Origin of the sequence: Catenuloplanes indicus, from assembly GCF_030813715.1 — a bacterium.
Lineage (GTDB): Bacteria > Actinomycetota > Actinomycetes > Mycobacteriales > Micromonosporaceae > Catenuloplanes > Catenuloplanes indicus.
In genome coordinates this window covers 8,756,528-8,781,622 of the sequence record NZ_JAUSUZ010000001.1, presented here as the reverse complement: position 1 = coordinate 8,781,622, position 25,095 = coordinate 8,756,528, and the positions used below count along the sequence as shown (strand labels likewise).

The following is a 25,095-nucleotide window of genomic DNA, read 5'->3' as shown; positions in this document are numbered from 1 at the left end:
CCGGACCGGGCGCGGACGCGCACTACCCCTTCCCGGACCTGGCGTTCCTGCGCGTCACGGCGCCGCCGGACCATCCGGACGTGCGTCTCAGCGACAGCCCGGCACCGCCGGAGGTCCTCACCGCGGTCGGGTTCTCGCTGCACACGCCGGGAGCCGGCGTGCAGCCGGACAGCCTCCGCCTGACCGTGGTCGGCCGCAGCGGGGACGGCTATCTGCGGGTCAAGGACGACGAGATCGTCGACGGGATGAGCGGCGCGCCGGCGGTCGACGGCGAAGGCCGGCTGCACGGGATCGTCAAGGCCTCCCGGGACTACGACCGGCCGCGCGGTGGCTGGATCATCCCGGCCACGATCGTCGCCACCCAGCTCCAGGAGCACTGGCGGACGCCGGCCGACGCGGCGTCCCCTCGTTCCGCGCCGCCGCCGATCGGCGACCCGCGGCTGCGGCGGCTGCTCACGGCCCAGGCCGAACGCTCCGACGACATGCCGTACCGGCTGACCGACGGGCCGTCGCCGGGACTGTCGTCCATCTACGTGAGCCCGCAGGCCACGCCGCGATCCGGGGCGTCCGCGATCCGGGCCGAGCAGATGCTGTCGGTACGCGAGATGGTCGGCGCGCACCGGCACACGCTGCTGGTCGGCGGCCCCGGCGCGGGCAAGTCCAGCCTGCTGCGGCGCATCGTGCACGAGACGGCCGGCTGGCATCTGCGGGACGACGCGGAGAAGGGCCCGCCGCCGTACGGCTGGGTGGTGCCGGTCCGGATCCCCGCGACCGCGCTGCTGGCCGGCGAGCCGTGGGCGGCGATGATCGCCGGCGCCGTGCACGCGGACCTGGGCGACCTGCTCGGCGGCGACGTCACCCCCGCGATGTTCGGCCGCGAGCCGTGGCCGGGCCTGGAGTGGCTGCTGCTCATCGACGGCCTCGACGAGGTGATGGACCCCGAGCGGCGGGAACGGCTGATCGGGGCGATCGCGCACTACATGGGCGGGTACGGCTCGCACTGGCGGATCCTGGTGGCCAGCCGGGGGCTGCTGCAGGCCGAGTTCGACGGCCTGCGCTCCCGGGGCGTGGAGGTCGGCACCCGGCTGCGGTTCGAGGCGTACGAGCTGCTGCCGTTCGACCGGGGACGGCTGGCCGCGTTCGCGGCGAAGTGGTTCGAGCTGCGTGACCCGGGGCGGGCACCGGAACGCACCGCGGCGTTCCTCGACCGGGTCTCGCACAGCCGGCTGTCCCATCTGGTCGCGGTGCCGTTGCTGGCCACGATCGCGGCCATCGTCCACGAGAAGCACCCGGACGACCCGCTGCCGATCGACCGGACCGGCCTGTACCGACGGTTCGTGCACGGGCTGCTCTACGAACGGCCGTCGCGGGCGGCCGCGCACGCGGATCTGCGGACCCGGATCGGCCGGTTCGGGCCGGCGTCGCAGCGGGCGGCGGAGCTGCTGGCCGGTAGCACCGAGGAGTGCCTGGAGGAGATCGCCACGGTGATGCTCGCCCGGGACGACGACCCGGACGCGACCGGCGTGGGCATGGACTGGCTGCGCGAGCGCGTCACCGGGTTGCCGGACGTGCCGGCCCTGGTCGCCGACGTGCGGTCGCTGCTGGTCAACACCGGGCTGCTGGTGGTGGCCTGGGACCGGCTCGCGTTCGTGCACCGCGGGTTCGCCGAGTACCTGGCCGCCGGTCTGCGGGTCCGGTCCGGCTTCGCGCCGCGCCGCTGGCTGCGGCAGGTCCGCCGGCGCGGGCTGGACAACGTCTCGCTCTTCACGCTCGCCCGCTGGACCGGCGACCGGCACGATCCGGTACCGATCCTGGTGGTGCTGTTGCTGCCCGGACCGCGCCTGCGGTTCCCGGCGCTGATCGCGTTCTGCGAGGTGCTGGAGGACGGGCTGCCGCTGCCGCCGGACGCGATCCGCCGGCTCACCACGCTCGCACGCTGGGCGCTGCGGCTCGGCCGGCTGGACGACGCCACGGTCGCGGCCGTGCTGGAGTCGCTGGCCGCCAGGGACCCGGACGGCCGGGTGCTGTCCACGGTCGCCGCCGGCCGGGCACCGGCCGGCCGCCGGCTCGTCGCGGCCCGGATGCTGGTGACGCACGGGTCCACGGCCGCGGACCGTGCGTTCGGCGCGCGGGTGCTGACCGAGCTGGGCACGGCCCGGTCCGTCTCCCGCCGGCGCCGGTTCCAGGCGCTGCACACACTCGCGCACGACCGGGACGCGGACGCCCGCGCGCGGGGCGTGGCGACCCTGGTCCGGCTGGTGGAGTCCGCGCCGGTCGAGGCGGACCGCTTCCAGGCCATCGACATGCTGCTCGGCCTCGGCGAGACCGCCGCGATCCGGCGGGCGCTGCTGCTGCGGGCGGCGCGGTCGGTGGTGTGGTCCGACCAGGTCGCGGCGATGGGTCATCTCGTGCAGCTCGAACACGGCGCCGGCCTCGAGCGGACCGCCACGGTCAGCGGCGAGGAGCTCGCACAGCTGCCCGCGCATCTGCGGCCGAACCTGGTCGGGGCCGATCCGGCGCCGTTCGTGCCGTTCTGGGTCTTCCGGTTGCCGTACGACCAGCGGCGGCACAGGCTGCTGGACCCGCCCGTGGTGCCGCCCGCCGCGCACAGCCTGTCCGCCGCGATCGCGCACGTATTCGGGCCGGACGAGGCGGCCGGCCCGGCGGACGGCCGGGTCGAGGCGCTGGACCGCGCGGACCCGCGCGCGGCGGACGTGGCGGCGCTGCTCGGCTGGGTGCGCTCCGCGGACCGCCCGGTGCAGCTGCGGCTGCTGGCGCTGACGGCGCTGCGGCGGCTCGGTGCCACCGACGCCGGCGTCGCGGCGGCGGACGAGGTGCTCACCGATCCGCGCACCCCGGCCGGTCTCGCCGTTCACGTGCTGCTGGTGCTCGCGCGGGCGTACGGGCTCCGCGCGGAGGCGGCGCAGACGCTCCGCGACCGGGCGGACCGGCCCGGCGGCCCGCTGCGGGAACGCGTCACGGCCGGGCTCGCACTGCTGGCGCTGCGCCTGGACCGGCTGCCCGGGGCCCGGGGCTGGCCACGGACCACGGTCGAGGCGGAACGGTACGCCCGGCGCGAGTTCGACTGGGCGCCGCCCCCGCCGCGGCTGACGGCGGCGCCCGCACCGGCCCTGGACCCGTTCGACGCCGCGCTCGCCGCGCTCACCGAACGGCACGACGCCCTGCCGGTCACCGCACCAGCCGATAGCGGCACGCTGGCCGAGGCGGTGCGCGCGCTGCACGATCAGCGCGCGTCGGCCGAGGTCGCACAGGCCCAGCGAGCCACGGTGCGGCAGGCGGCCGGCGCGGGCCGGACCGCCTGGTGGGCCGCGTTGCGGGCCGAGCTGGCGACCTCCACGGGCCCGGCGGCCGCGGCCCGGCTGGCACTCGCCGCGTCGCTGGCGCCGGCCGCGGCCGCGCAGGCCGGTGCGCGGGCCGCGTGGGTGCGGGCGTCCGCGGTCACCCGCCTGCGCCGGGCGGCCGGGATCGCGGGCCTGGACGGCCTCTACCTCGGCGTGCTGCTGGTCACCGGCTACCTGATGACCGGTACGGCGGCGCTGGCCGTGCTCTCCTACGGCGGCAGCGTCCGCGACGAGGCGGTCCTCGACGGCGTGGCGACCGTGCAGGCGCGGCTCGCGGTGCCGGTCCTGGCGCTGCTGCTCGTGCTGATCGCGGGCCCGCGCCGGCCGGGCCGCGACGTACCGGCGGCCCGCCAGGTGGCACCGGCCGCCACGCTGTTCGCCGCCGTCGCGGTGTGGCACGGCGGTGACCGCTTCTCGCCGCCGGTCTGGGACGCGGCCGTCGCGCCGTTCCGCGCCGTCGACGGGTGGCTCGTCGCGACGGTCGGCACGCACACGGCGGCGGCCGTGCTGATCGGCAGCGCCGGGTGGCTCGCCCTGCTGGTCGCCGCGGACAAGCTGGACCGCCGTGTGCGTGCCGTGCCGCCGTCCGAGCATCCCCGCGTCTGGACCGCGTTCCGGTTCGGCGTGCTGGCGCTCGCGGCCGCCTGGCTGCCCCACACGTCCACGGACGCCGCCGAGCCACTGCTGATGCTCCTGCGGCAGGCCGTGCTCGACCTCACCGGATGACCCGCTGCTCTTCGCCACCCGCGGATCGTGCAGGGAGGAGCGCCAGCGACGACCGGTGCCCGCGGGAGCGTGCGGGAAGCGGCCACGCCGGAAGCGGGACAGCATGCTCCGGTCCTGTCGCCCGCTACGCGTAGGCGAGGCGCAGCCAGGCCCAGAGCGGTTCGAGGTCGTCGTGGGTCTTGAGGAAGATGAGGTGCAGCGTCCGGCGCAGCCAGTCGCGGAAGGCGTCCACGGTGGCCAGGATGTCGGTGCGCGCGGCCGGGCTCTCCCGGTCGAGCGCGTCGACGATCTCCCGGCGGTCCCGGTCGTCGAGATCGCTCACCGGTGGCCGGCCCGGCGGGCGCGGCTGATCAGCAGGACCAGGTCGGGTTCGCGACAGCAGCCGGCCCGGATCGCGGGCCGGCGCAGCGTGGGCAGCCGGCGCGGGCGGGCGCGGGACAGGCAGATCGGCGGGTCGGCGGGCAGGTCCATCAGTGCTCCTCGAAGATCTCGCGGTGCAGCCGGCCGAGGTTCCAGCCGGCCTCGGCGGAGTACGGGACGACGCGGGTGCGGTCCACGGTGGTCCAGGTGAACGGGATGATGCCGGCACCGGCGTCGGCCAGGGCCCGGCCGACCAGATCCGCGGCGCGCGGGTCGGCGGCCGTGCCGGGCAGCCCGGCCAGCCGGGTGTCGAACGCGCCGACCGCGAGCACCAGCCGGGTGCCGGTGGCCACGAACCGGGCGTGGTCGCGCCAGAACCGCTGGTCCTGCTGGTACGCGCGGGTGTTCGCCCGGGTGATCCAGACGATCACGTCGGCGTGCGGCAGCCAGCGGCGGTAGTGCGGGTGCTCGCCGCAGTCGGTGGCGGGCAGGTCGACGATCAGCCACGGGCGGCCGCCGGTGACCCGCAGCCGGTGCGCGGACGGGCCGGTGGCGCACTCGCGCACCGGGTCGGTGTCCAGGCCCAGCGCGAACAGGCGGTTCAGCGTGGAGCTCTTACCGGCGCCGCGCGTGCCCAGGAAGACCGCGGTGCGCAGGGAACGTCGCATGCCCTCAGGTCTAGCGGGGCCGCGGCCCGGGCACATCCCCTCGGTCCGCGGCCGGTACCCCCTCGGCGATCGCGTCGGCCAGCACCGCGTCCTCGTCCTCGACCGGCTGGATCTCCAGCTTGACGTGCCGGATCGCGCGCATCATGTTCTCGATGCTCTTCGGCTTGTAGTGCATGGCCGCGCCGATCGCGGCGTGCGTGGCGCCGTCCAGGTGCATGCGGATCGCCTGCCGTTCGTGCGCGCCGAGCCCGTGCCCGGCCGGGCGCCCGGCCGGCAGGCCCAGCGTGTCCGCGAGCGCGGACGCCTGTGCCGCGTACGCGCCGGCGCCGCGGAACGCGTGCCGCGCCCGGTTCAGGAAGCGCTCGGCGGCGCGGCGGCGGCCGAGCGCGTCCAGCACGCGCGCCGCGACCAGCCGGATCCGGCCGGCCTCGATCGGCAGGCCGACCCGCTCGGCGCCGCGCAGCGCGTCGAAGATCAGGTCCCGGGCGCCGGCCGGGTCGCCGGCCTCGAGCGCGATCTGCGCCGCCACGCGGTCCGCGGTCATCCGGGCGGACGTGCGATGCAGGTGGTCGTAGCGGGCCCGGAACGCGGCCAGTTCGGCGGTGGCCTCGTCGAGCCGGCCGAGGCGGCTGAGCGCGTCCGCGCGCAGCGGGCCGTACAGGTGGGTGCCGGGCTCGCCGACGTCGAGCACGGCCGCGAGGTCGTCGGCCGCGGTGAGCAGCGCGCCCGGGTCGTCGCGGGCCTGGGCGAGCGCGGCCAGGCCACCGGCGAAGTAGGCGCGGCCGATCCGGGTGACCGCGGCGTTCCCGGACGAGCGGACCAGCTCCTCCGCGATCCCCCAGTCGCCGCGGGCCGCGTGCGGATACGCGCGCAGCGCCCGGACCAGCGCGAAGTCCCATAACCGGCCGTTGGCCTCGGCGTCGTCCGCGGCCCACTGCGCCAGGTGCACGGCCGCGTCCAGGTCGCCACGGCGGAACTCGGTCTCGGCCAGGTACGCCAGCGCCTGCCCGATGCGCAGCGACTCGCCGCGGGTGGCGCGCTGCACCGCGTCCGTCAGGTCGCGGCGGGCCGCGTCCAGGTCGTCGGTCCAGAGGTGGATCATGCCGCGGGCCACCAGCGCGTCCAGCCCGGACGCGCGGACCAGCGCGGTCGAGCTGGCCAGCGCGGCGAGCGCCTCCGCGCCGCGGCCGGTCATCGCCAGGCCGACGCTGCGGGCGAACCAGGCGAACGTGAGCACGGACGGGTCGCGCGGGTGCAACGAGAGTGCCCGGTCGGCGTACGACACGGTCTCGTCGTGCCGGAGTTCCACGATGCCGAGGACGGCGATCTGACCGCAGATCCGGGCCTCGAGATCGGGCGGTGCCTGATCGTCCATCTCGGTCAGCGCACTCTGGAAGCCGGTGCGGACCGCGGCCAGATCCCCGGAGATCATCAGCAGGTAACTGCGCACGTACGCACGCCACGGGCTGGGCGGCAGCTCGTCCAGCGCGTCCAGGTAGCGGACCGCGGTGGCGATCTCGCCGGCGACCAGCAGCAGCTCCACCGCCTCCAGCAGCCGGGCGGCGCGGTGCGGGCTGTCCCGCGGGGTCAGCTCCAGCGCCTGGGTGAGGAACTGCGCGGCACGCTGCGGGCGGCCTTCGCGCAGCGCGATCTTCGCCACCCGGGCCACCGCCTCGGCCAGGGTCTCGTCCGGGCCGTCGCTGGCCGCCACGCGGTGCCAGACGGTGTCCCGGTCGCCGAGCCGGGCGGCGGCCCGGTGCAGTTCACCGCGCCGGCCGGCGGGCAGCCGGGCGTACGCTGCGTCGCGCACCAGCGTGGTGACGAACCGCAGCCGGCGACCGGCGCTGCCCGGCTCCTCGTCGAGCAGGCCGGCCTCGATCCCGGCCGCGAGCGCGACCCGGACGTCCGCGCCGTGCAACTCGCGCACGTCCGCCGCGCTGAACCGGCGGCCCAGCACGGCCGCCGTCATGATCACGTCGCGGACCTCGGGCGGCAGCTCGGCCAGGCCGGCCGCGACCGCGCGGGTCACGTCCGGCGGCGCGTCCAGCGGGCCGATCGCGGCGGTGAACGTGGCCGGGTCGTACCGGTCGAGCAGGTGGGCCGCGTGCACCGGATGGCCGCCGGTGATCTCGTGCAGCCGGACCGCGGCCGCGGTGGGCAGCGGTCTCTTGCGCGCGTGCGCGAGGTGCATCAGCTCCTCGACGGTGAGCCCGCCGAGCGCGATCTCGTCGGCCCCGGCGGCGTCGGCCCACTCCTGCGGCCGGTCCGGGTCCGCGTCGCGGCCGGTCAGCCGCCAGGCCGGGTCGGTGCCGGCCTGGTACGCCAGCACGACCAGCAGTGGGTGCCGGGTCACCCGCCCGGTCGCGTGGCGCAGCGCGGTCAGCGACGGCACGTCGATGCGATGCGCGTCGTCGACGAACACGATCAGGCCACCGGACCGCTCGAACAGCCCCGCCACGGTCATCGCCACCAGGTAGCGGTCCGCGGTCTCGGCCGGTGCCTCGCCGTCGAACTCGCGCAGGATCGCGCCGAGCACCGCCCAGGGCGGGACGAACCCGGCGCGGTCCGCGCTGACCCGGACCACCGGCGGCGCACCGTCCACCGTGGCCAGTGCGGCCCGGACCAGCGCGGTCTTGCCGATGCCGGCCGGCCCGTGCACCGCGACCAGCCGGGTGCCGCCGTCCCGGGCCGCCAGCTGCCAGGACCGGCGGAGGATCGCGGTCTCGGCCACCCGGCCGACGAAATCGGATCGCTGGGTCATCAGGCCGGGACAGTAGCAACGGCCGGGCGCGATCGGACCGCCGTTTTGTCCGTCTGCCACGGTGAGGCGCAAACGCCCCCTCCCGTCGCCGGGAGGGGGCCGCCGCCGATCGGGTCAGTTCGCGGCGAAGGAGTACAGGTCGCCGCCGGACAGGTGGAAGCGGAGCCGGACCGCACCGGAGGGCAGCGTGTCGCCGCCGGTCCAGGCCGCACGCACGCCGGGTGCGAGCGCGTCGGTCGTCACCGGGATCGAGTCGGCCGCGGCGTACCCCTGGATGGGGTTGCCGTTGACGTCGAGGACCTCCACGCGCAGCGAGTCACCGGCCGCGGCCGGCCGGTAGTTCACGGTCAGCGCACGGCCGGCCGCGGTCAGCGGCCGGGTGGTCACCGTGCCGGCGCCGTCCGCGTGGAACGACGCGAACCGGTCGGCCGGCCAGGAGACCATGCCGACGTTGGAGTTGCCGTAGTGGACCGTGCAGTAGCCGGCGTCGATCTGCTCCTGCTGGCACACGTGCTCGCCCTTGAACGCGCCGTAGTAGAGGCGGGTCTCCAGCCGCCCGTCGGCACGGGTGACGGTGACGAAGCCGCTGCTGGAGAGGTTGAAGCCGTAGTCCCAGCCGCCGAGCGGGCCGGGCTCGACCAGGTTGTCGCGGCTCGGCCGGCTCCAGTTGACCAGGTCGCGGGACGCGGCGACGCCGAGGTGGCTGCGGCCGGTGTCCGCACCGGGGTTGCCGAGCCGGTTCGGCGAGTACGCGATGTCGAAGATCCACGGGACGCCGAGGAACTGGTCGCCGTAGCGGATCGCCGGCATGCCGTAGATCTCGCTCCACGCGGTGTCGCCGAGCCGGCCGTACCCGGCCGGGATCCGCGCGTCGTCGAGCAGGTCCGCCGCGAACGACGGGGACGGCGTGGTCCACGTCCGGAAGTCGGTGCTGTACGACACCCACGTGGTACGCGGCCCGAACGGCGACGTCAGCTGGTTCTTGATCATCGCGACGAACCGCTTGGACACCGGGTCGTAGGTGGCCATGGCCACGTCGAACCCGGGAATGCCGCGGGCGCCGGAGATGGCCGACCAGGTGATGCCGTCGTTGGACTGTTTACCGATGTAGGTCATGCCCTCCCGCACCATCATGAAGAACTTGGGCACGGTCGCGCCGGGCGTCCAGGCCGGGTTCCGCACGACGCCCTGCGGCCCGTGCGTCGGGTAGACCGGCGCGGTACGGCCGTCCCGGCTCCAGGTGATCCCGTCGTCGCTGATCGCCCGGCCGGTGCCGGAGCTGGTCTGGTACCACATGGTGAACGCCGGCTCGCCGGGGAAGATCCCGGGCAGCACGGTGCCGCCCATCCGCGGGTTGGCGTCCCAGGTGGCCGCGCCGGTGCCGGTCAGCACGACGCCGTCGTTCGCGCCCTTGCTGCCGGGGTGGACGACGCGCTCGACGCCGGTGTACGCCTCGACGCGCTGGTCGCCGACGAACAGCACGGCGGCGCCGGGGTTCAGCGCGGTGCTGTCCGCCACGTCCGCGCTGGAGCGCAGCTCGACGTCGTCCCAGCGGGTCTGGCCGACGCCGTCGAGGTCACCGTAGAGGCGCACGCTGGTGGTGGTCGCGCCGGCCGGTGCGGTGCCGGTGACCTTGGCCTTCTGCCACCCGGAGCCGGAAGGTACGACCGTGTCGGTGACGCCGATCCGGGCGCCGGACGCGTCCCGGAACTCCACGTAGATCCGGGCGCCGGTGCCGCTGAGCCGGTGCGCCCACGCGGACGCGGTGATCGTCTCACCCGCGTTGACCGGTACCGCGTCGCTGAGCACCGAGATCGCCTCGGCGCTGGACGTGTCGTTGATCAGCACGTAGCCGGAGCCGCCGTGCGCGACCGTGCCGCGCAGCCACTGGACCGGGCACGCGGTGCCGGTGCAGTTCGGCTCCGTGGACGTCCACTGGGTCGGGACCTCCCGGTTGCGCATCTCCTCGAAGCCGGCGTTCGGCACCTTGCGCAGCGGCGGCGGCAGCGCCGTGACCGCGGCGTCGTCCCAGTACGTGACGCCGCTGTCGGCCCACGTGGTGTAGGCGAGCAGCGTCGCGGTGACCGCGTCGTCCGGGACGGTCCCGGTGACGGTGAGTTTCTGCCAGGCGGTGGAGTCCGCGGCCGCGAGCGAGGTCACCGGGGTGGTCCGGCTGCCGTCGGCACGCCAGAACTCGAGGTAGAGCGAGCCGCCGGCCCCCGCGACCGCCTGCTGCACCCAGATGGAGGTGGTGATCTCCTCGCCCGGCAGCACGGCCAGGTGCGCACTGCGCACGCTGACGCCACTGCCGGTGGAGGTGTCGGTGATGCGGACCGCGCGGCCGCCGCCGTGCACCGGCGAGGTGACGACCGCGGTCGCGCCCGCGTCGTCGGTGGTCCAGCCGGGCAGCCCGGCCTCGAAGCCGGGGTTGAGCAGGAGTCGCGCGGACGGCGTGACCGCCGCGATGGCCGGGGATTCGGCCGCTACGGCGAACCCGCTGATCAGTAGTGCGGCGGTGACCACACGTATAAATGATCTCACGGGCACCATTCATAGCAGCCGCTGTATGCGACCCGCGTCCGTCGCATCAGGACGTTCAGCCGCTGTTCACCAGTCGACCACCTGGAACGTCCCGGACCGGCGCGGCCCTGTTCGAGACCCGCGCGTCAGCTACGGGATCAGGACCTGGACCACCAGTCGTACGGCCGGGGGCCGGGCCGGAAGCCGTGCGCCTGCGCCATCGCGGCCGCGTCCGCGAAACCGCGGGCCAGCGCGTCCGGCTCATGGGCGTCGCTGCCGAACGTGACCGCGTCGCCGCCTTCCTGGTGCCACCAGCGGAGCACCACCTCGTCGAGCGGGCGCCGCGTGTTGATCTCCAGCGCGCGGCCGGTCCCGGCCAGCGCGCGCAGCGCGACCCGGAACTCCTCCTCGAACGCGTACGGGTCGAAGCGCCCCTCGTCGGCCGGCCAGTGCCGGGCCGGGTAGTCGATGTGGGTCAGCGCCTCGAACACGTCCGAGCCCGCGATCAGCTGCGGTAGCTCGGTCAGGTAGTCGCGTACCACGTCCGCGGCCGGGCGGAGCAGGTAGACCGAGTTCGCCTCCGCGATCCCGGCCGGGACGCGCAGCGAGTGCAGTGAGCCGAGGACGCGCTCGAACCGGCCGCCGGCCAGCAGCTTCGCGACCGGCTCCGGGTGCCAGTGCGGCTCGCCGATCTCCAGGCCGGTCAGGATGCGCAGCTGCGGGAACAGGTCCCGGCACCGCTCGACGGACTCCAGGTAGCCGTCCACGTCCAGCGGCGGCGCGGTGTAGTCCAGCCAGGCCGTGTGGTCGAGATGCTCGGTGAACGCCAGCGCCGGCAGCCCGATCTCCACCGCCCGCGCGCAGGTCCGCTCCATCGACCCGGTGCCACGCCGTGCCGCGTCCCAGGAGAACTCGCTGTGCACATGACTGTCCGCGGGCAGGCTCACCGGCCCCAGCCTAGCCCTATGCTGGCCGCATGTACTCGACGCGGATCTCCCGGCTCGTCGGCGCTGCACCGGCGGTGGTCTACCGGGCACTGACCGAGGCGGACGCGATCGCGGCGTGGCGGGTGCCGGAGGGCATGCGCGGGCAGGTGCACGAGTTCGAGGCGCGTGAGGGCGGCCGGTTCCGGGTGTCGCTGACCTACGAGGTGCCCGGCGAGACCGGCAAGTCGGCCGCGCACACCGACACGTACCACGGCCGGTTCCTCCGGCTCGTGCCGGACGAGCAGGTCGTCGAGACCATGGAGTTCGAGACCGCGGACCCGGCGATGCGGGGCACCATGACGATGACCACCACGCTCACCCCGGCCACCGGCGGCACCGAGGTCACCATCCTGCACGAGGGCATCCCGGACGCGATTCCCGCCGCCGACAACGAGACCGGCACCCGGACGGCCCTGGACAACCTCGCCCGGTACGTGACTGGTTCGTAGGTGATCCCGCCGTCCACCCGGCGCGCTCCCGGCCGTACCGCCGGCGGTCGTCCCGGGAGACTCTCAGCGGACCAGCCGGCGTAACGCCAGGCGGGCGATCGGCAGATAACCGAGCACCGCCGGGGCGGGTCCCTCGATCGTCAGCCCGGTCCGGGTGCCGGTGCCGGCCGCCTCGACCGTGTGCCGGAGGCCGAGACGCAGACCCGCCGCCGACACCACCCAGGACCAGCTGCGCACCGGCCCCGCCGGGTCGACGTCCACCACCCGGAACCTGACCCGCACCCCGAGCGGCCCGCGCACCGCACCGGCGCCACCGGCCCCGAGCACGCCGGCCGGGTAGTCCACCGACCGGATCTGCGGCGACCACTCCGGCCAGCGCCGCGGACGCACGTACCGATCCCACACCTCGTCCGCGCCACGCGGACCACACACCACCGCACTGCGGCGCACGGTTCCCCAGGTCAGCCCCATGTCCTGGTCATGCCCCCAGCCGGCCGGCCCAATCCCGGCGCCGCCATTTCGTCGCGCCGGATCAGGCTGCCGCCGGTCGAATTCACGATCAAAGAAATTGATCTCCCCGCTTCCGGCGCGGTCGCGTCCCGAGCGCTCCCGCGGGCAAACCTCGCCGTCCGGCAAGACTCCGCTGGCTCCGCTTGCCGCCCGGCGTCGGAGCCGGTCCCGCGCGGGGCCGGCCGACCCCCGCCGTACACGAGGATCCACAACGCGGCACGAGACCGCGGCACCGCGGCACGGCGTGACGCCCGCAGCAGGCAGCCGCTGATCCGCGCGGTGCTCAGCCGGCGTGACCGCGGGCGAGGCGGCCGAGTGCGGCGACGTAGCGGTCGGTGGCGTGCTGCTGGAAACGGCGGTTGACCGGGCCGGCGGCGCGGATGAGCAGGGAGGCGGGGCGGCTGAACGCGCGGATCCGGATCCTTACGTCGCCGGTCCCGGTCAGCACGACGGTGAACGCCTCCTCGCCGCGCTCCGGGTGGCCGGGCAGCGTCCCGTAGGCGAAGCCGCGGCGGCCCGGTTCGTCGACGGTGTAGACGACGCGGCACGGGATGCGCAGGCGCAGCGGTCCGCGCAGCACGACCAGGACCCCGGGGGCGGCCGGCCCGTCGGCGTGGAGCACGGTCAGCCCGGCGCCCTCGTGCATGCGCCAGCCGATCAGCGCGTCGGCGGCCCGGGCGAAGTCGTCCGGGCCGCTGCCGATGCTGACGTCCCGGTGCACGTGGTGGTAGCCGCCGGGCATCGGCTCGGCCCGGGTGGCACCGGTCTCCTCGTACGTCAACGGGGCGGTCGCCAGCCCGGTGATCGTTCCGCGCCTCATGGAGGCACGGTAGACCTCCGCAACGCCCGGCGGTGCACGCGGGCCTCAGCGCTCGTTGCCGGCGCGCAGCCAGGTGATGTAGTCGGCGGTCGCGCGGGTGGTGTCGTACTCCGGGGTGAAGCCGGTGTCGCCGTGCAGGCGGGTGATGTCGAGCCAGGCGCGGGGCGCGGTGCCGTCGCCGGTGGGCAGGTCGACGCCGGCGTCCGGGACGGCGGCCCGGATGGCGGCGATGATCTCGGCGTTGGAGGTGGCGCGGCCGGAGGCGACGTTGTACGTGGCGTGGTTCAGCTTGTCCGCCAGCTGGAGCAGCGCGATGGCCCGCCCGGTGTCCTTGACGTAGCAGAGGTCCAGCGCGTCCTCCGCGTGCGGCGGTGCGATCAGGTCGGAGAAGTCGGGTGCGGTGCCGCGCGCGGCCGCATGCACCAGCGCGGGGGCGGCGAAGAACGGGTCGCGGTGGCCGCGCGGGCCCCAGGTGCCGGAGATGCGGTAGTTGACGACCTCGATGCCGGTGGCGTCCGCGAGGTAGCCGCCGAGCAGCTCGCCGACCTTCTTGAAGGTGGGGATCGGGTGTGCGGCGCCGAGCGACAGCAGCATGTCCTCGGTCAGCGCGCCCTCGGTCAAGCCGCTCGACACGTACACGCCGATGGTGCTGGCGAGACCGACCCGGCGCACGCCCCACTCCTGCGCGACCTGCATGATGTTGAACAGGCTGCCGAGGGCCCGGCGTGCGTCCTCGACCGGCGCGTCCGCGTTCGGCGGCCACGGCATCGAGCCGGCGAGGTGCACGATGCCGGTGATGCGGTGCCGCTCACCGACGGCGCGCAGCGACGCCAGGTCCCGGATGTCGGCCTGCTCCACCGCGACGCCGTCGCCGGCGTGGGCGCCGCCGGCCCGGCGCTGCACCAGCACGCACTCCTGCCCCTGCTCGCGCAGTGCCGCCACGGTGTGCGACCCGATGAAACCGAGACCTCCGGTGACCAGAATGCTCATGACCCAGACCTCCGCAACGAAGTGGAACCTCGTTCCGCAACAATACGGAACGAGGTTCCACTTCGTCAAGGAGATCAACCGGGCTTGCGGGCCACGACGAGTTCCCAGACGCCGGGCAGCACCTCCACGTCGATGAAGCCGGTCTCGGCCAGCAGCGCGGTGCAGAAGCCGACCTCGCGCAACCGGCTGACCGGGCCGGGTTCCAGCGCGTCGAGCAGACCGGTCTCCAGCGCGGTCGTCACCACGTCGACGGCCTTCGCACCGTTGACCAGCAGGCTCATCAGCGCGCGCGGCGAGAGGGTCACCGGGTCACGTCCTCGAGCGCGTCCATGAACGCGTCGATCTCGTCGAGCGTGTTGTAGACGTGCGGGCCGATCCGCAGGTAGGTGCGCCAGCTGCAGATCATGTCCCGCTCGGCCAGCCGGTACTTGACGCTCTCCGGCAGGTCCAGGCACACCACGCCGCCGCGCCGGTGCGGCTCGGCCGGGCTGACCACGCGCAGGCCCGCGGCACCGGCACGCTCGATGATCCGGTCCGTGCAGGCCAGCGAGTGCGCGCGGATCGCCTCGATGCCGACGCCGCGCAGCAGGTCCAGGCCGACCCGGGAGACGAGCGCGGTGAGCGGGAACGGCGTGCCGCCGGTGAACCGGCGCGCGTCGCCGGCGTATCCGGTGGACGGCTGGAACGTCAGCGCGCGGTCGCCCGCCTGCCAGCCGGTCGCCGCGGGTTCGAGGCCGGGCAGCAGGTCGGGGCGGACGTACAGGAACGCGGTGCCGACGCCGCACATCCACTTGTGCGAGCCGCCGAGCACGAAGTCGACGTCGAGCGCGGTCACGTCCAGCGGCATCACGCCGACGCTCTGGAACGCGTCCACCACGACCAGCGCGCCGACGCTGTGCGCGTGCTTGACCAGGCGCTCCAGGTCGACGGTGGCGCCGGAGGAGAAGCTGGCGTGCGGCACGGACACCAGCAGCGTGCGCTCGTCGATGCTCCGCAGCAGCGCGTCCTCGTCGAGGTGCGGCCCGCCGGTGCCGGACACGAGGACCTCCGCGCCGTACCGCCGGAACGCGTTCCAGATGAACGGTACGGTCGGGAACTCCAGGTCGGTGATGACCACGCGGTTGCGGGGCGCGCGGTAGTCGAAACAGGACGCGATCCGGGCCAGGAACGCGCTCAGGTTCGCGTCGACGGCCACACTGCCGGGCGGCGCCCCGATGAAATCCGCCAATCCGGCGGTGTATTCGTCGAGGCCCTCGTGCCAGCCGTCCCAGACGCTGTCCCGCCAGGTGCTCAGCGATTTCCAATAGTCGGCCAGAACGCGTTCGGCGCCTTTCGGGACGGCCCCGGTGGAATTGTTGGCGAGGTAGACGCAGGTGTTCAGCAATGGGAAGTGGTCACGGATCGCCGCCGCCGTCATGAATGCACCGTCCCGCTCAGCGCGCGTTCCGCGCGGGCCTGCCACAGTTCCGGGAAGAACCGGTAGTCGATCAGTTTGGCGAGCCAGCCGGACGGGCTGCCGGCCGTGCCGATGACGCCGTGGCTGCCGACCCGGATCGCCAGCTTGTAGTGCCGCACCCGCCACGTCGAGACCCGGTCGTCGAACTCGACCATGGCCTCGGCGAGCCGGTGCGCGGGGTCGGACGGCTCACCGGCGTAGAGCGCGGCCGGATCGAGCCCCCGGGCGGTGAGCAGCGCGCCGAACGCGACGCCGAGCCGGCGCGTCACGGCCTGGGTCTGCCGCCAGCCGGGCGACTCCGCGCCGGACCCGGTGCCGAGCGCCGGCTGCATCGCCTGGAAGTCGGCCGGGCGCAGGTGGGCCAGCATGTCGAGCTGATCCGTGATCAGCCGGACCGCGAGCGTGGCGCGGGTGAGCAGCAACTCGGCCGCGGCCGGTTCACCCGCGTCGATCCGCTCGGCCGCGCCGGCGAGTTCGGCCGCCGCCAGTTTGAGCCACAGTTCGGCGGACTGGTGCGCCACCTGGAAGAGCAGTTCATCGCGGTGAATGACCTCTGCCGGGCTTCGCTGCAGGTCGAGCAGTACATCGGTACGCATGTACCGCGCATAGTCGGTGTCGCCCTCACCGGGCAGTGCGGGACCATCGTTCTTCCGCTTCACGAGCGCATCCCTTCCGACCGGTCCGGGCCGTCCCGGCGCGATCCGCAGGAGATCATCGCGTGCGCAGATATCAAATGACAATAGGCAATGCGGCGGACATTCCGTTTCGCGTGAAAGCAATGGATGTGAGGATCGTCTCCCTTTACTTTCCGGCACAGGTGAGACGCGCGGCGGCCCAGTCGGCATGATCGAAGTTCTTGCCGTCGCCGCCGTCCGTGACGCGCAGCGTGAGGCGGCGGACGCCGGTCACGTCCGCGGTCAGCGGATACGCCGGGTCGGCGCTGCGCAGCACGCCGGTGGCGGCCAGCGGGCGGCCGTCGCCGAGCACCTCGAACGTGACCGAGCCGGGCGAGGTCACCTCGTCGTCGACGCCGGTCAGCGCGGTGAACGACGTGCAGGCCGCGCCGAGCCACACCGTCACCTCCGCGGGCGCGTGCGTGCCCAGGCCCTTCGGGTGGACGGTGCCGCGCAGCGTGAGCGGGTTGCCGTCACCGGCGGACTGCTCGCCGTTGGAGCGGTCGCGCTCCACCGGCCCGTACCCGTTGGTCTCGCTCAGGAACGGCAGGTCGCTCACCCACGCGTCACCGGCCGGTGCGGGCGGCGGCACGAACACCCGGACCGCGCGCTCGACGTGCACGGTCTCGCCCTGCCAGCGGTAGATGGCCACGATCGGCAGGTCGACGTCGCCGATCGCACCGGCCGGCACGGACAGCCGCCACGTCCCGGTCAGCGACTCGCCGCCGCGCAGCCGGGCCGCGGTCACCGGGGTGCCGCCGGCCGCGGGCGCCAGCCGCACGTCCGTGATCGGGCCACCGGCCGGCAGCGTGAACGTCGCGGTGACGTCCACCGTGCTGCCCTCGGCCGCGGGCGGGTCCACGGTCAGGATCGTGGACGGCACCGGCACGACCGGGCGGTCACAGGTCGCCGCGCCGGTGTACGGGCAGAGCGCGGTGACGAACCCGCCGTTCGCGGCCAGCGGCACGGTCAGCGTGTCGCCGCGGCGCACGATCCGGCTCTCCCGGACCAGGCCGTGGTCGCCGTCGCGCAGCGTCTCGGCCAGCCACCGCCCGGCGGGCAGGAAACCGAGCCCGGCGGCCGTGCTCCCGGCGGGTGCGGCGCTGATCCCGGCCACCCACCAGCGGTCACCGGCACGCCGGGCCAGGACCGCGGACCGGCCCGGCTCGCCGGACAGCAGCCGCGTGTCGTCCCAGACCACCGGGATCTGGTCGAGCGTGCGCAGCGCCTCCGGGTGCGTCTCGTAGTTCTCGAACCGGTCCGCCAGGTGCTGCCAGCCGGACTCGTAGACCACGGACAGCGCGACCTCGTGCGCGTCCGTGGTGTCCCGGTCGGTAACCGCCCAGGTCACCGGCGTGTAGTCCATGCCACCGGTGACGTTGCGGGTGAACGGGAAGATCGTGTTCGTCGCGGCCCGGGTGCGGAACTGCTCGGCGCCGCGCACCGCCTCCTGGGTGAGCACGTGCGGCCAGGTGCGCTGCATACCGCGCGGCGTGGTGGCACCGTGGAAGTTGACCATCAGCTGCAGCGCCGCGGTGGCCGGCAGGATCTCGTCGTACCAGCGGAACCGGTCCTGGCCGTCCGAGTCCATGAAGTCGATCTTCAGTCCGGCGACGCCCCATGACTTCAGCCGCGGCAGCACCGTGGCGCGCTCCTCCGGCGTGTCCAGCGCGGTCCAGTGCAGCCAGAGCAGGATGTCGACGCCGCGGGCACGCGCGTAGCGGACCGTCTCCGGCACCCAGGACGCGTTCCAGCCCTCGTCGATCAGCACGTACGGCCAGCGGTGCCGCGCGGCGAAGTCGACGTACTGCCGCTGCCGCACCGGATCGGCCGGGCTCGCGTGCTCGGACAGCCACGACCAGGCGACGGCACCCGGCCGTACCCACGAGGTGTCCTTGATCTTCGAGGCGGGCGCGAGATCGTCGGTGAGCGTGCTCCCGGTGACGGTCGCGAGGTCGCCGACCACGGCGACCCGCCACGGCGTGCTGAGCGGCCCGTCAGCGCTGACTGCCGGATCAGCCAGGTCGATCGTGTAGGTGCCGTCGCCGGCGTGGGTGAGGCGGCCGCCGGCGTAGCGCCCGTCCACGTCGGACTCGGCGAGCATGGCGTAGGTGCCGCCGATCCGGAACAGCGCCGGGAAGCCGTAGTTCCCCGCGGGCGCGGCACCGGCGGTGGTCTGGCTCCAGGACTCCTCGTAGTTCGGCGAGTACGGCAGCAGCCAGGCGGGGGCGTCGGCCGGGATCGCGAAGGACGAGGTCTCGCCGGTGACGGTGACCGGCCCGTCGCCCGGCAGCACGTAGCGGTAGGCGGCACCCTCGGCGGAGACCCGCACCACCAGGTCGAGCCGGGCGCCGCCGGTGCCGGTGAACGAGAACGTCGACTCGCGCAGCGTGGTGTCCCGGTCGAGCCGCTTGCCGCTGGTCATCGTGTATCGCTCGCGCACCGTGCGGGCGCTGCGGTTCTGGAGCACCAGACCGGCACTGAGATCCGCCGCCGCGGTCCGGATGCCGATCGGCGCGGCGGGCAGCACCCCGTCGATCCCGAACGACAGCCGCCCCTGGTCGAGCCCGACGCGCGCGGTGACCGCCCCGTCCGGCGCCACGACCGTCCACTCCAGACCAGCGCGGTCGGCCGGCGCTCCGGGGAGCACGGCGAGAACGAGGACAGCCGTCAGTAGCGAACGCACGAGACCTCCAATGACGGAAATCGATGCCATTCGAGACCTTATGCGCTCTCCGGCCGTCAGGACAACGGGCGGCGGTCAGCCGGCCGCCGCGGCGACCGGCTCCGCGGGCCGGTCGCGGTGCGCCGGGCGGCGGGCGGCGAGGACACCGGCCAGCAGGACGACGAGCAGGCCGGCGAGCGGGACGATGAGCAGGCCGGTGCGGAGCGTGGTGGCGTCGGCGACCGCGCCGACGATCGGCGGGGAGAGCAGGAAGCCGAGGCGCATCAGCCAGGAGACGACGGTCAGTCCGGCGCCGGGGGCGAGGCCGGGCAGTTCGTCGGCCTCGTGCAGGGCGGCCGGGACCAGTGTGGCGACGCCGAAACCGGCGGCGGCGAAACCCAGGATCGTGCCGGGCACCGACGGTACGGCGAGCGCCAGGCCCATGCCGGCGGCGACGATCAGGCCGCCGGCGCGGGCGATGGTGCGCTGACCGAAGCGGTCGACCAGGCGGTCGCCGAGCAGACGGCCGATGAACTGGGCGCCGACCAGTGCGATGTAGCCCCACGCCGCGATCTCGGCGGCCGCGTGCAGTGAGCCGGAGAGGTAGACGGCGGCCCACGAGTTGCCGGCGTCCTCGACGATCGTGCCGCCGATCGCGATCAGCACCAGCGCGCCGACGATCGGCCAGAGGCGCGGCGCGGGCCTCGGCCCGTACCCCGGCGTGGTCTTGGTCCGGGTCTCGGGCTCGGTGTCCGGGCCGGGGAGGCGGAAGCGCCAGGCAGCCAGGCCGGCCAGCGTGAACAGCGCGCCGGAGAGGCCGAGGTGCACGCCGCGGGACAGGCCGAGCGCGATCGCGCCGGCGGCCATGGCGCCGCCGGTGACCGCGCCGATCGACCAGATCGCGTGCAGCGAGTTGATGATCGAGCGGCCGTAGCGGCGCTGGACGCGCAGGCCGTGTGCGTTCTGGGCGACGTCGGTGATCGCGTCCATGGCGCCGGCCAGGAAGAGCACGCCGGCGAAGACCGCGACGGACGGGGCCAGGCCGGCGGCGAGCACGCCGGCCGCGGTGAGCAGCGTGCCGGCCGCGGCGACGGTGGCCGAGCCGAACCGGCGGACCAGCAGGCCGGCGGCGAGACCGGCGACGATCGCGCCGGTCGGGAACGCGGCGACGGACAGGCCGTAGAGCGCGTTGCCGATGCCGAGCTCGGCCTTGATCTCGGGGTAGCGCGGGATGAGGTTCGCGAAGAGCGCCCCGTTCGTGAAGAACAGGGCGGCGACGGCTATCCGGGCGCGGCGGTCCACGACGTTCATGCGTACGATCGTACACATCACTCGTGTACGATCGTACGCATGACCGCGGATGCGCCGAGGACCACGCGACGGTACGACCCGGAGCGCCGGGACCGGATCATCGACGCGGCCCTCGACGTGATCGCGGAGTCGGGCGTGGCCGGCGCGTCACACCGCCGGGTCGCGGCTGCGGCCGGGGTGCCGCTGGGCTCGATGACCTACCACTTCACCGGCATGGACGAGCTGCTGCACGCCGCGTTCGACCGGTTCACCAGCGGGTTCAGCGACGTGTTCGAGCGCCGGATGGCGACCGCGACCGACCTGGACTCGGCGCGCGCGGCGGTCGCCGGCCTGATCACCCGCGACCTGTTCACCAGCCGCCGGGAACTGGTGCTCACGCACGAGCTGTACACGCTCGCCGCGCGCGAACCGGCGTACCGGACGCTGACCAACCGGTGGATGCGGCGCAGCCGGGCGGCGCTGGAACGGCACTTCGACCCGGTCACCGCCCGGCTGGTGGACGCGCTCATCGAGGGCCTGACGATCCACCGCGCGCTGGACACCGAACCGGCCGACGCGGCCGACGTGGTGGACGCGATCGCCCGGATCACCCGCGCCTGACGGGATCACCGCGGTGCGGTCCCGGCCGAGCCGGCGAGTCCGGGTGCGGACGTTGCGGCGGCACGCGCACTCCGGCGATCGGCGAACCGGAAGCGCGGCCGTGACATGAAAGCCGGCCGATACCGCGCGATTCCCGGCCGCCGGAGACTCCGCCGCTTACACGCCGGCTCGCGGAAGCGCACACGAAGACCGCGGCAATGGCGCACCGACGTCTCCGGCACGCCGTCGACCGGCCTGTTGCGGCTCCCGAGCGCTACACGCCCGGAATATACGACGTCTACGGCCAGCCGTCCGCAGCCGCCATCCGGACCGGCCTCTCGGCGGGAACATTGGACAGAGTCGCCAGCGGCCGAAGTGCGGGCGTGATGCCGAAAGCGGCGGATGTCGTGTGGGTCCGGCGGGCCGAAGGCACGGCTGGGAACCCCGGAGGCCACAGAGGACGCGTGGCACCGGCGAGCCGGAGAGTCGGCAGGGAAACCGGGAGGCCGCGGAACTCGCTTGGTGCCGGCGGGGCGGAGGTGCGGCGGGAAAGCCGGGTAGCGGCGGAGGTCGCGTGGTGTTTGCCGGGCACGGCGGGACCGGCTCCGGCGCCGCGGGCGGAGCGGAGCCAGCGGAGTCGGAGCCCTCGGCGAGGTTGGCCCGCGGAAGCATGCGGGAAGCAACCACGCCGGGAACGGGAAGATCCAGAACTTGATCTTCAGGTGGGCTGGCCGAGGGTGCGGTTGTAGTGGGCCAGGGCGGTCACGAAGGCGGAGAGCTGGTCGTCGGGCCAGTCGCTGAGGCGGTCGCCGCGGTGGCGGCGGACGGATTCGGTGGCGGTGGCCATCCGGGTGACGGCCTCGCCGGTGGCGGAGATGAGCGTGGCGCGGCGGTCGGACGGGTCCGGGACGCGGGTGATCAGGCCGAGGTCGTCGAGGTGGGTGAGCAGGCGGCTGACCGCACCCTTGTCGAGCGCGAACTCCTCGACGATCGCGCTGGGGCGGGCGGGGCCGTGCTCGCCGATCCAGATCAGGACGAGGTACGCGTTGGGCTGCAGGCCCGGGTGGACCACCCGGGCCTGGGCGTCGTGGACGCACTTGAGCCGGCGCGACAGCACGCCCAGTTCGCCCTCGAGGCGGCGCAGCGCGTCGGCCCGGTCCACGGTCAGCCCGCCACCCTGACGTCGCCGGGGACGTCGTCGATCGCGTGCACGGCGGTCCGCAGCGGGACCTCCTTGATGAACAGCACACAGATCAGGCCGAGCGCGGCGAGCGGCGCGGAGACCAGGAACAGTTCGGCGATCGACGCGCCGAACGCGTGCTCGAAGACCGCGCGGACCGGCGCGGGCAGCGCGGTCAGGTCGGGGATGCCGGAGCTCTGCCCGCCGGTGGCCGGAACGCCGAGCGCGGTCAGGCCGTCGGTGACCTTGTCCGCCACGTGCGGGGTGAGCAGCGCGCCGAGCGCGGAGACGCCGATCGTGCCGCCGAGCGAGCGGAAGAACGCGACGACGGAGCTGGCCGCGCCGAGGTCGGCGGGGGCGGCGACGTTCTGCACCGGCAGGACGAGGTTCTGCATGGCGGCGCCGAGGCCGGTGCCGAGCACGGCCATGTACACGCCGACCAGGACCAGGTTGGTGCGCTCGTCGATCGTGCCGAGCAGGATGCAGCCGGCCAGCACCAGCACCATGCTGACGATCAGCCAGGTCTTCCACCGGCCGGTGGCGCTGATCATGCGGCCGCTGACGATGCTGGAGACGAGCAGGCCGCCGACCATCGCGATCGACATCAGGCCGGCCTCGGTCGGCGACATGCCGCGGGCGAGCTGGAAGTACTGGCTGAGGTAGACGGTGGAGGCGAACATCGAGACGCCGACGAAGACGGACGCGAGCGTCGCGAGGGAGATCGTGCGGTCCTTGAAGAGCCGCAACGGTACGACCGGTTCGCGCGCGACCCGGGCCTCGACGAACGTCGCGGCGGCGAGGACCAGCAGTCCGCCGCCGAGCAGCAGGGCGCTGGTGACGGAGACCCAGGCGTACTGGTCGCCGGCCAGCGAGACCCAGATCAGCAGCAGCGACACACCCGCCATGATCAGGGTCGCGCCGAGGTAGTCGATGTGCACCTCACGCCGGACCACCGGCAGGTGCAGTGTCTTCTGCAGCAGGATGAACGCGACGATACCGAACGGCAGGCCGATGAAGAAACAGCCGCGCCAGCCGAGCGGGCTGTCCGCGACCACGCCGCCGATCAGCGGGCCGGTGACCGTGGCCGCGGCGAAGACCGCGCCCATGTAGCCGGAGTAGCGGCCGAGGTCGCGCGGGCTGACCATGCTCGCGATGACGATCTGGACCAGCGCGGTCAGGCCGCCGACGCCGAGGCCCTGCAGCACGCGTGCGCCGATCAGCGTCTGCATGTCCGGCGCGAGCGCGGCGACCAGCGAGCCGGCCAGGTAGATCAGCAGCGCGAGCTGGACCAGCAGTTTCTTGCTGAACAGGTCGGCGAGTTTGCCCCAGACCGGTGTGGTCGCGGTCATCGCGAGCAGGGTCGCGACGACCACCCAGGTGTACCCGGTCTGGCTGCCCTCGAGGTCGGTGACGATCCGCGGCAGCGCGTTCGTCACCACCGTGCTGGAGATCATCGCGACGAACATGGCCAGCAGCAGCCCGGAGAGGGCCTCGAGTATCTGCCGGTGCGTCATGGGGGCGGGTGGTGCGTCGGACACGGGTACTCGTTTCATCGTGCAACAGTTGACGTTTATCAACCATAGGGACGAGGAGGCTGAAGGTCAAAACAGTTTCCGGGTCAACCCTGATGCGCATCGATCCGGCCGCTGCCACGCTGGATCGACCCGAGCGGGAGGGGAAGACGTGGTGGTTCGTCGTCTGGCGTGCCTGGTACTGGTCGTCGCGACGCTGAGCGCCTGCACGTCCTGGGGCACGGTGACCGAGGCCGCGGGCGAACAGCAGCGGGCCGAGTGCCGTGGCAGCGCCGGCCCGCCGGTGGTGCTGGTGCACGGCATCGGCGACCGGGCGAGTTCCGCGTCCTGGGACGCGGTGCTGGACCGGCTGCCCGAGGACCGGCGGGTGTGCCGCTACGACCGCCCCGGTGCCGGCGACAGCCCGGAACCGCGGGTGCGGGACCGGGACGGCGACGACCTGGCGGCCGAGCTGGACGCGGTGGTCACCGAGGCCGGCACGCCGGTGATCCTGGCCGGGCACTCGTTCGGCAGCTACCCCGTGCTCATCTACACGGCGGCGAACCGGGACCGGGTGGCCGGCCTGGTGCTGGTCGACGGCGTCGAGCCGGGCTTCGGGCTGCTGCCCGCACTCGGCGCGGACTCGTGGGCGGACGTGCCGATGGCCGAGGAGCGGCTGGCGCTGGAACAGGTGCAGGCCCAGGCGAGTGACGCGGCCGGGCAGCCCGGGGTGTTCACCGATCTGCCGCTGGTGGTGCTGCGCCGGGGCGAGAAGGCCACGGACGCCTGGATCGCGGCGCAGGAGCGGCTGGCCGCGCTCTCCACCCGGGGGACGCTGCGGGTGGCGGAGGGCAGCGGCCACGAGATCCCGTCCGAGGCGCCGGCCGCGGTCGTCGACGCGATCAGCGCCGCGGCCTGAGCTGAACCCGCCACGCGCCCGTTGCCCCGGGCTGCGCCGAGGCGGCGCCGGGCTTCAGTCCTCCGGGTCGGCGGCGGCCTCGGAGAAGGCCTCCTCGACGGGCCGCAGCTCGTCGAGGAGTGGGCCGATGTCGGTGCGGCCGAGGAAGCGGGCGCGGTCCGGTGTGACGGACAGCAGCGCCAGCAGGGAATCCGCGTCCGGCAGCGCGCCCGCGGCGTCCTCCCAGAAGAGCACGTGCCCGGGTACGCGCGCGCCCGCGAGCATCAGCAGCAGGCGCTGCTGCGCGGGCGCCCAGGCGCCGGACCAGGCCGGCGTCCACAGATAGGCCTCCAGCGCGCCGCGCTCGTGCCGTACCACCGTGATCGTGTCCTCGGGGTCACGCGCGGCCAGCAGGTCACGTGGCGTGCCGGTGGCCGGCGCGTCGCTCCAGTCCTCGGGCCGCGGGCGGTCGTCCCAGTACCAGCCGGCGAACATGTCGCCCGGGTTGGAGATGACGGCCGGGCCGGGCACGGGCGCGTCGAGCCAGGCGCCGAAGGCGTCCCGGCTCATCGGCAGCCGGCCCGCGACCACGAAGCTGTACGACATGCCGCATCCTAGCCCGGCCCGGCCAACCCGGCCGGCTCCGCCGGGGTGAACGCCGGTGCCACC

The 25,095-nt window shown here is 74.2% G+C and carries 20 protein-coding genes and 1 pseudogene; 4 read left to right on the top strand and 17 right to left on the bottom strand.

Annotated features, from left to right (window positions below):
• Positions 1-80: 80 nt before the first annotated feature.
• Positions 81-4,088 carry an NACHT domain-containing protein gene (locus J2S42_RS39385; protein ID WP_307247800.1) on the top strand — a complete coding sequence of 1,336 codons (4,008 nt, stop codon included), beginning with the start codon at positions 81-83 and terminating at the stop codon, positions 4,086-4,088.
• 124 nt (positions 4,089-4,212) lie between these two features.
• Here J2S42_RS39385 and J2S42_RS39380 read toward each other — a convergent pair whose 3' ends face one another.
• From J2S42_RS39380 to J2S42_RS39355, 6 genes are all read right to left on the bottom strand, one after another.
• A complete protein-coding gene (locus tag J2S42_RS39380; RefSeq protein WP_307247798.1) occupies positions 4,213-4,410 on the bottom strand; it encodes a hypothetical protein in 198 nt (65 codons plus the stop codon).
• Entirely contained in the window at positions 4,407-4,559 is a 153-nt protein-coding gene (locus J2S42_RS39375; RefSeq protein WP_307247796.1) for a hypothetical protein, read from the bottom strand. The genes J2S42_RS39380 and J2S42_RS39375 overlap by 4 nt, the downstream gene beginning before the upstream one ends.
• The gene (locus J2S42_RS39370) at positions 4,559-5,116 is read right to left on the bottom strand and encodes a GTPase (protein ID WP_307247794.1); all 558 of its coding nucleotides are present in this window, start codon (positions 5,114-5,116) and stop codon (positions 4,559-4,561) included. Before J2S42_RS39370 ends, J2S42_RS39375 begins: the two co-directional genes overlap by 1 nt.
• Before the next feature lie 10 nt (positions 5,117-5,126).
• Complete coding sequence (locus J2S42_RS39365) at positions 5,127-7,877, bottom strand: AAA family ATPase (protein WP_307247792.1); 2,751 nt, start codon at positions 7,875-7,877, stop codon at positions 5,127-5,129.
• A 114-nt stretch (positions 7,878-7,991) separates the two neighbouring features.
• Complete coding sequence (locus J2S42_RS39360; RefSeq protein ID WP_307247790.1) at positions 7,992-10,427, bottom strand: carbohydrate binding domain-containing protein; 2,436 nt, start codon at positions 10,425-10,427, stop codon at positions 7,992-7,994.
• Positions 10,428-10,555: 128 nt separating this feature from the next.
• A complete protein-coding gene (locus tag J2S42_RS39355) occupies positions 10,556-11,344 on the bottom strand; it encodes a PHP domain-containing protein (RefSeq protein WP_307247788.1) in 789 nt (262 codons plus the stop codon).
• 29 nt (positions 11,345-11,373) lie between these two features.
• Between J2S42_RS39355 and J2S42_RS39350 the strand changes: the two genes are divergently transcribed.
• Entirely contained in the window at positions 11,374-11,832 is a 459-nt protein-coding gene (locus tag J2S42_RS39350; protein WP_307247786.1) for an SRPBCC domain-containing protein, read from the top strand.
• Positions 11,833-11,895: 63 nt separating this feature from the next.
• On the opposite strand, the gene J2S42_RS39345 is transcribed toward J2S42_RS39350, so the two are convergent.
• From J2S42_RS39345 to J2S42_RS39310, 8 genes and pseudogenes are all read right to left on the bottom strand, one after another.
• Positions 11,896-12,303, bottom strand: a complete 408-nt coding sequence (locus J2S42_RS39345; RefSeq protein ID WP_307247784.1) for an SRPBCC family protein — start codon at positions 12,301-12,303, stop codon at positions 11,896-11,898.
• A gap of 322 nt (positions 12,304-12,625) precedes the next feature.
• Positions 12,626-13,162 (bottom strand): DUF1990 domain-containing protein, encoded by a 537-nt coding sequence (locus J2S42_RS39340; protein ID WP_307247782.1) that lies wholly within the window; start codon positions 13,160-13,162, stop codon positions 12,626-12,628.
• 45 nt (positions 13,163-13,207) lie between these two features.
• On the bottom strand, positions 13,208-14,152 hold the full coding sequence (locus J2S42_RS39335) for an NAD-dependent epimerase/dehydratase family protein (protein WP_307247780.1): 945 nt from the start codon (positions 14,150-14,152) through the stop codon (positions 13,208-13,210).
• 170 nt (positions 14,153-14,322) lie between these two features.
• A pseudogene (locus J2S42_RS39330) lies at positions 14,323-14,433 on the bottom strand (methyltransferase); the annotation flags it as partial.
• 20 nt (positions 14,434-14,453) lie between these two features.
• Positions 14,454-15,569 carry an aminotransferase class V-fold PLP-dependent enzyme gene (locus tag J2S42_RS39325; RefSeq protein WP_307247778.1) on the bottom strand — a complete coding sequence of 372 codons (1,116 nt, stop codon included), beginning with the start codon at positions 15,567-15,569 and terminating at the stop codon, positions 14,454-14,456.
• Positions 15,566-16,267, bottom strand: a complete 702-nt coding sequence (locus J2S42_RS39320; RefSeq protein WP_307247776.1) for a tryptophan 2,3-dioxygenase family protein — start codon at positions 16,265-16,267, stop codon at positions 15,566-15,568. The genes J2S42_RS39325 and J2S42_RS39320 overlap by 4 nt, the downstream gene beginning before the upstream one ends.
• A 142-nt stretch (positions 16,268-16,409) precedes the next feature.
• On the bottom strand, positions 16,410-18,968 hold the full coding sequence (locus tag J2S42_RS39315) for an NPCBM/NEW2 domain-containing protein (RefSeq protein WP_307247774.1): 2,559 nt from the start codon (positions 18,966-18,968) through the stop codon (positions 16,410-16,412).
• Between the two features lie 75 nt (positions 18,969-19,043).
• The gene (locus J2S42_RS39310; protein WP_307247772.1) at positions 19,044-20,258 is read right to left on the bottom strand and encodes an MFS transporter; all 1,215 of its coding nucleotides are present in this window, start codon (positions 20,256-20,258) and stop codon (positions 19,044-19,046) included.
• 39 nt (positions 20,259-20,297) lie between these two features.
• Between J2S42_RS39310 and J2S42_RS39305 the strand changes: the two genes are divergently transcribed.
• Positions 20,298-20,858: a TetR/AcrR family transcriptional regulator gene (locus tag J2S42_RS39305; protein ID WP_307247769.1), complete on the top strand. Its 561-nt coding sequence runs from the start codon at positions 20,298-20,300 to the stop codon at positions 20,856-20,858.
• Positions 20,859-21,555: 697 nt separating this feature from the next.
• Here the strand turns inward: J2S42_RS39305 and J2S42_RS39300 are convergent.
• A complete protein-coding gene (locus tag J2S42_RS39300) occupies positions 21,556-21,999 on the bottom strand; it encodes a MarR family winged helix-turn-helix transcriptional regulator (protein WP_307247767.1) in 444 nt (147 codons plus the stop codon).
• 2 nt (positions 22,000-22,001) lie between these two features.
• Positions 22,002-23,555 (bottom strand): MDR family MFS transporter, encoded by a 1,554-nt coding sequence (locus J2S42_RS39295; protein ID WP_307247765.1) that lies wholly within the window; start codon positions 23,553-23,555, stop codon positions 22,002-22,004.
• 145 nt (positions 23,556-23,700) lie between these two features.
• Between J2S42_RS39295 and J2S42_RS39290 the strand changes: the two genes are divergently transcribed.
• Complete coding sequence (locus J2S42_RS39290; RefSeq protein WP_307247763.1) at positions 23,701-24,447, top strand: alpha/beta fold hydrolase; 747 nt, start codon at positions 23,701-23,703, stop codon at positions 24,445-24,447.
• A 54-nt stretch (positions 24,448-24,501) separates the two neighbouring features.
• Here J2S42_RS39290 and J2S42_RS39285 read toward each other — a convergent pair whose 3' ends face one another.
• A complete protein-coding gene (locus tag J2S42_RS39285; RefSeq protein WP_307247762.1) occupies positions 24,502-25,032 on the bottom strand; it encodes a hypothetical protein in 531 nt (176 codons plus the stop codon).
• Between the last annotated feature and the right edge of the window lie 63 nt (positions 25,033-25,095).

Coding starts and splice junctions, on each gene's coding strand:
- J2S42_RS39375 (WP_307247796.1), bottom strand. CDS start 4,559: ATGGACCTGCCCGCCGACCCGCCGATCTGCCTGTCCCGCGCCCGCCCG.
- J2S42_RS39370 (WP_307247794.1), bottom strand. CDS start 5,116: ATGCGACGTTCCCTGCGCACCGCGGTCTTCCTGGGCACGCGCGGCGCC.
- J2S42_RS39365 (WP_307247792.1), bottom strand. CDS start 7,877: ATGACCCAGCGATCCGATTTCGTCGGCCGGGTGGCCGAGACCGCGATC.
- J2S42_RS39360 (WP_307247790.1), bottom strand. CDS start 10,427: ATGGTGCCCGTGAGATCATTTATACGTGTGGTCACCGCCGCACTACTG.
- J2S42_RS39350 (WP_307247786.1), top strand. CDS start 11,374: ATGTACTCGACGCGGATCTCCCGGCTCGTCGGCGCTGCACCGGCGGTG.
- J2S42_RS39345 (WP_307247784.1), bottom strand. CDS start 12,303: ATGGGGCTGACCTGGGGAACCGTGCGCCGCAGTGCGGTGGTGTGTGGT.
- J2S42_RS39340 (WP_307247782.1), bottom strand. CDS start 13,162: ATGAGGCGCGGAACGATCACCGGGCTGGCGACCGCCCCGTTGACGTAC.
- J2S42_RS39335 (WP_307247780.1), bottom strand. CDS start 14,152: ATGAGCATTCTGGTCACCGGAGGTCTCGGTTTCATCGGGTCGCACACC.
- J2S42_RS39325 (WP_307247778.1), bottom strand. CDS start 15,569: ATGACGGCGGCGGCGATCCGTGACCACTTCCCATTGCTGAACACCTGC.
- J2S42_RS39310 (WP_307247772.1), bottom strand. CDS start 20,258: ATGAACGTCGTGGACCGCCGCGCCCGGATAGCCGTCGCCGCCCTGTTC.
- J2S42_RS39305 (WP_307247769.1), top strand. CDS start 20,298: ATGACCGCGGATGCGCCGAGGACCACGCGACGGTACGACCCGGAGCGC.
- J2S42_RS39285 (WP_307247762.1), bottom strand. CDS start 25,032: ATGTCGTACAGCTTCGTGGTCGCGGGCCGGCTGCCGATGAGCCGGGAC.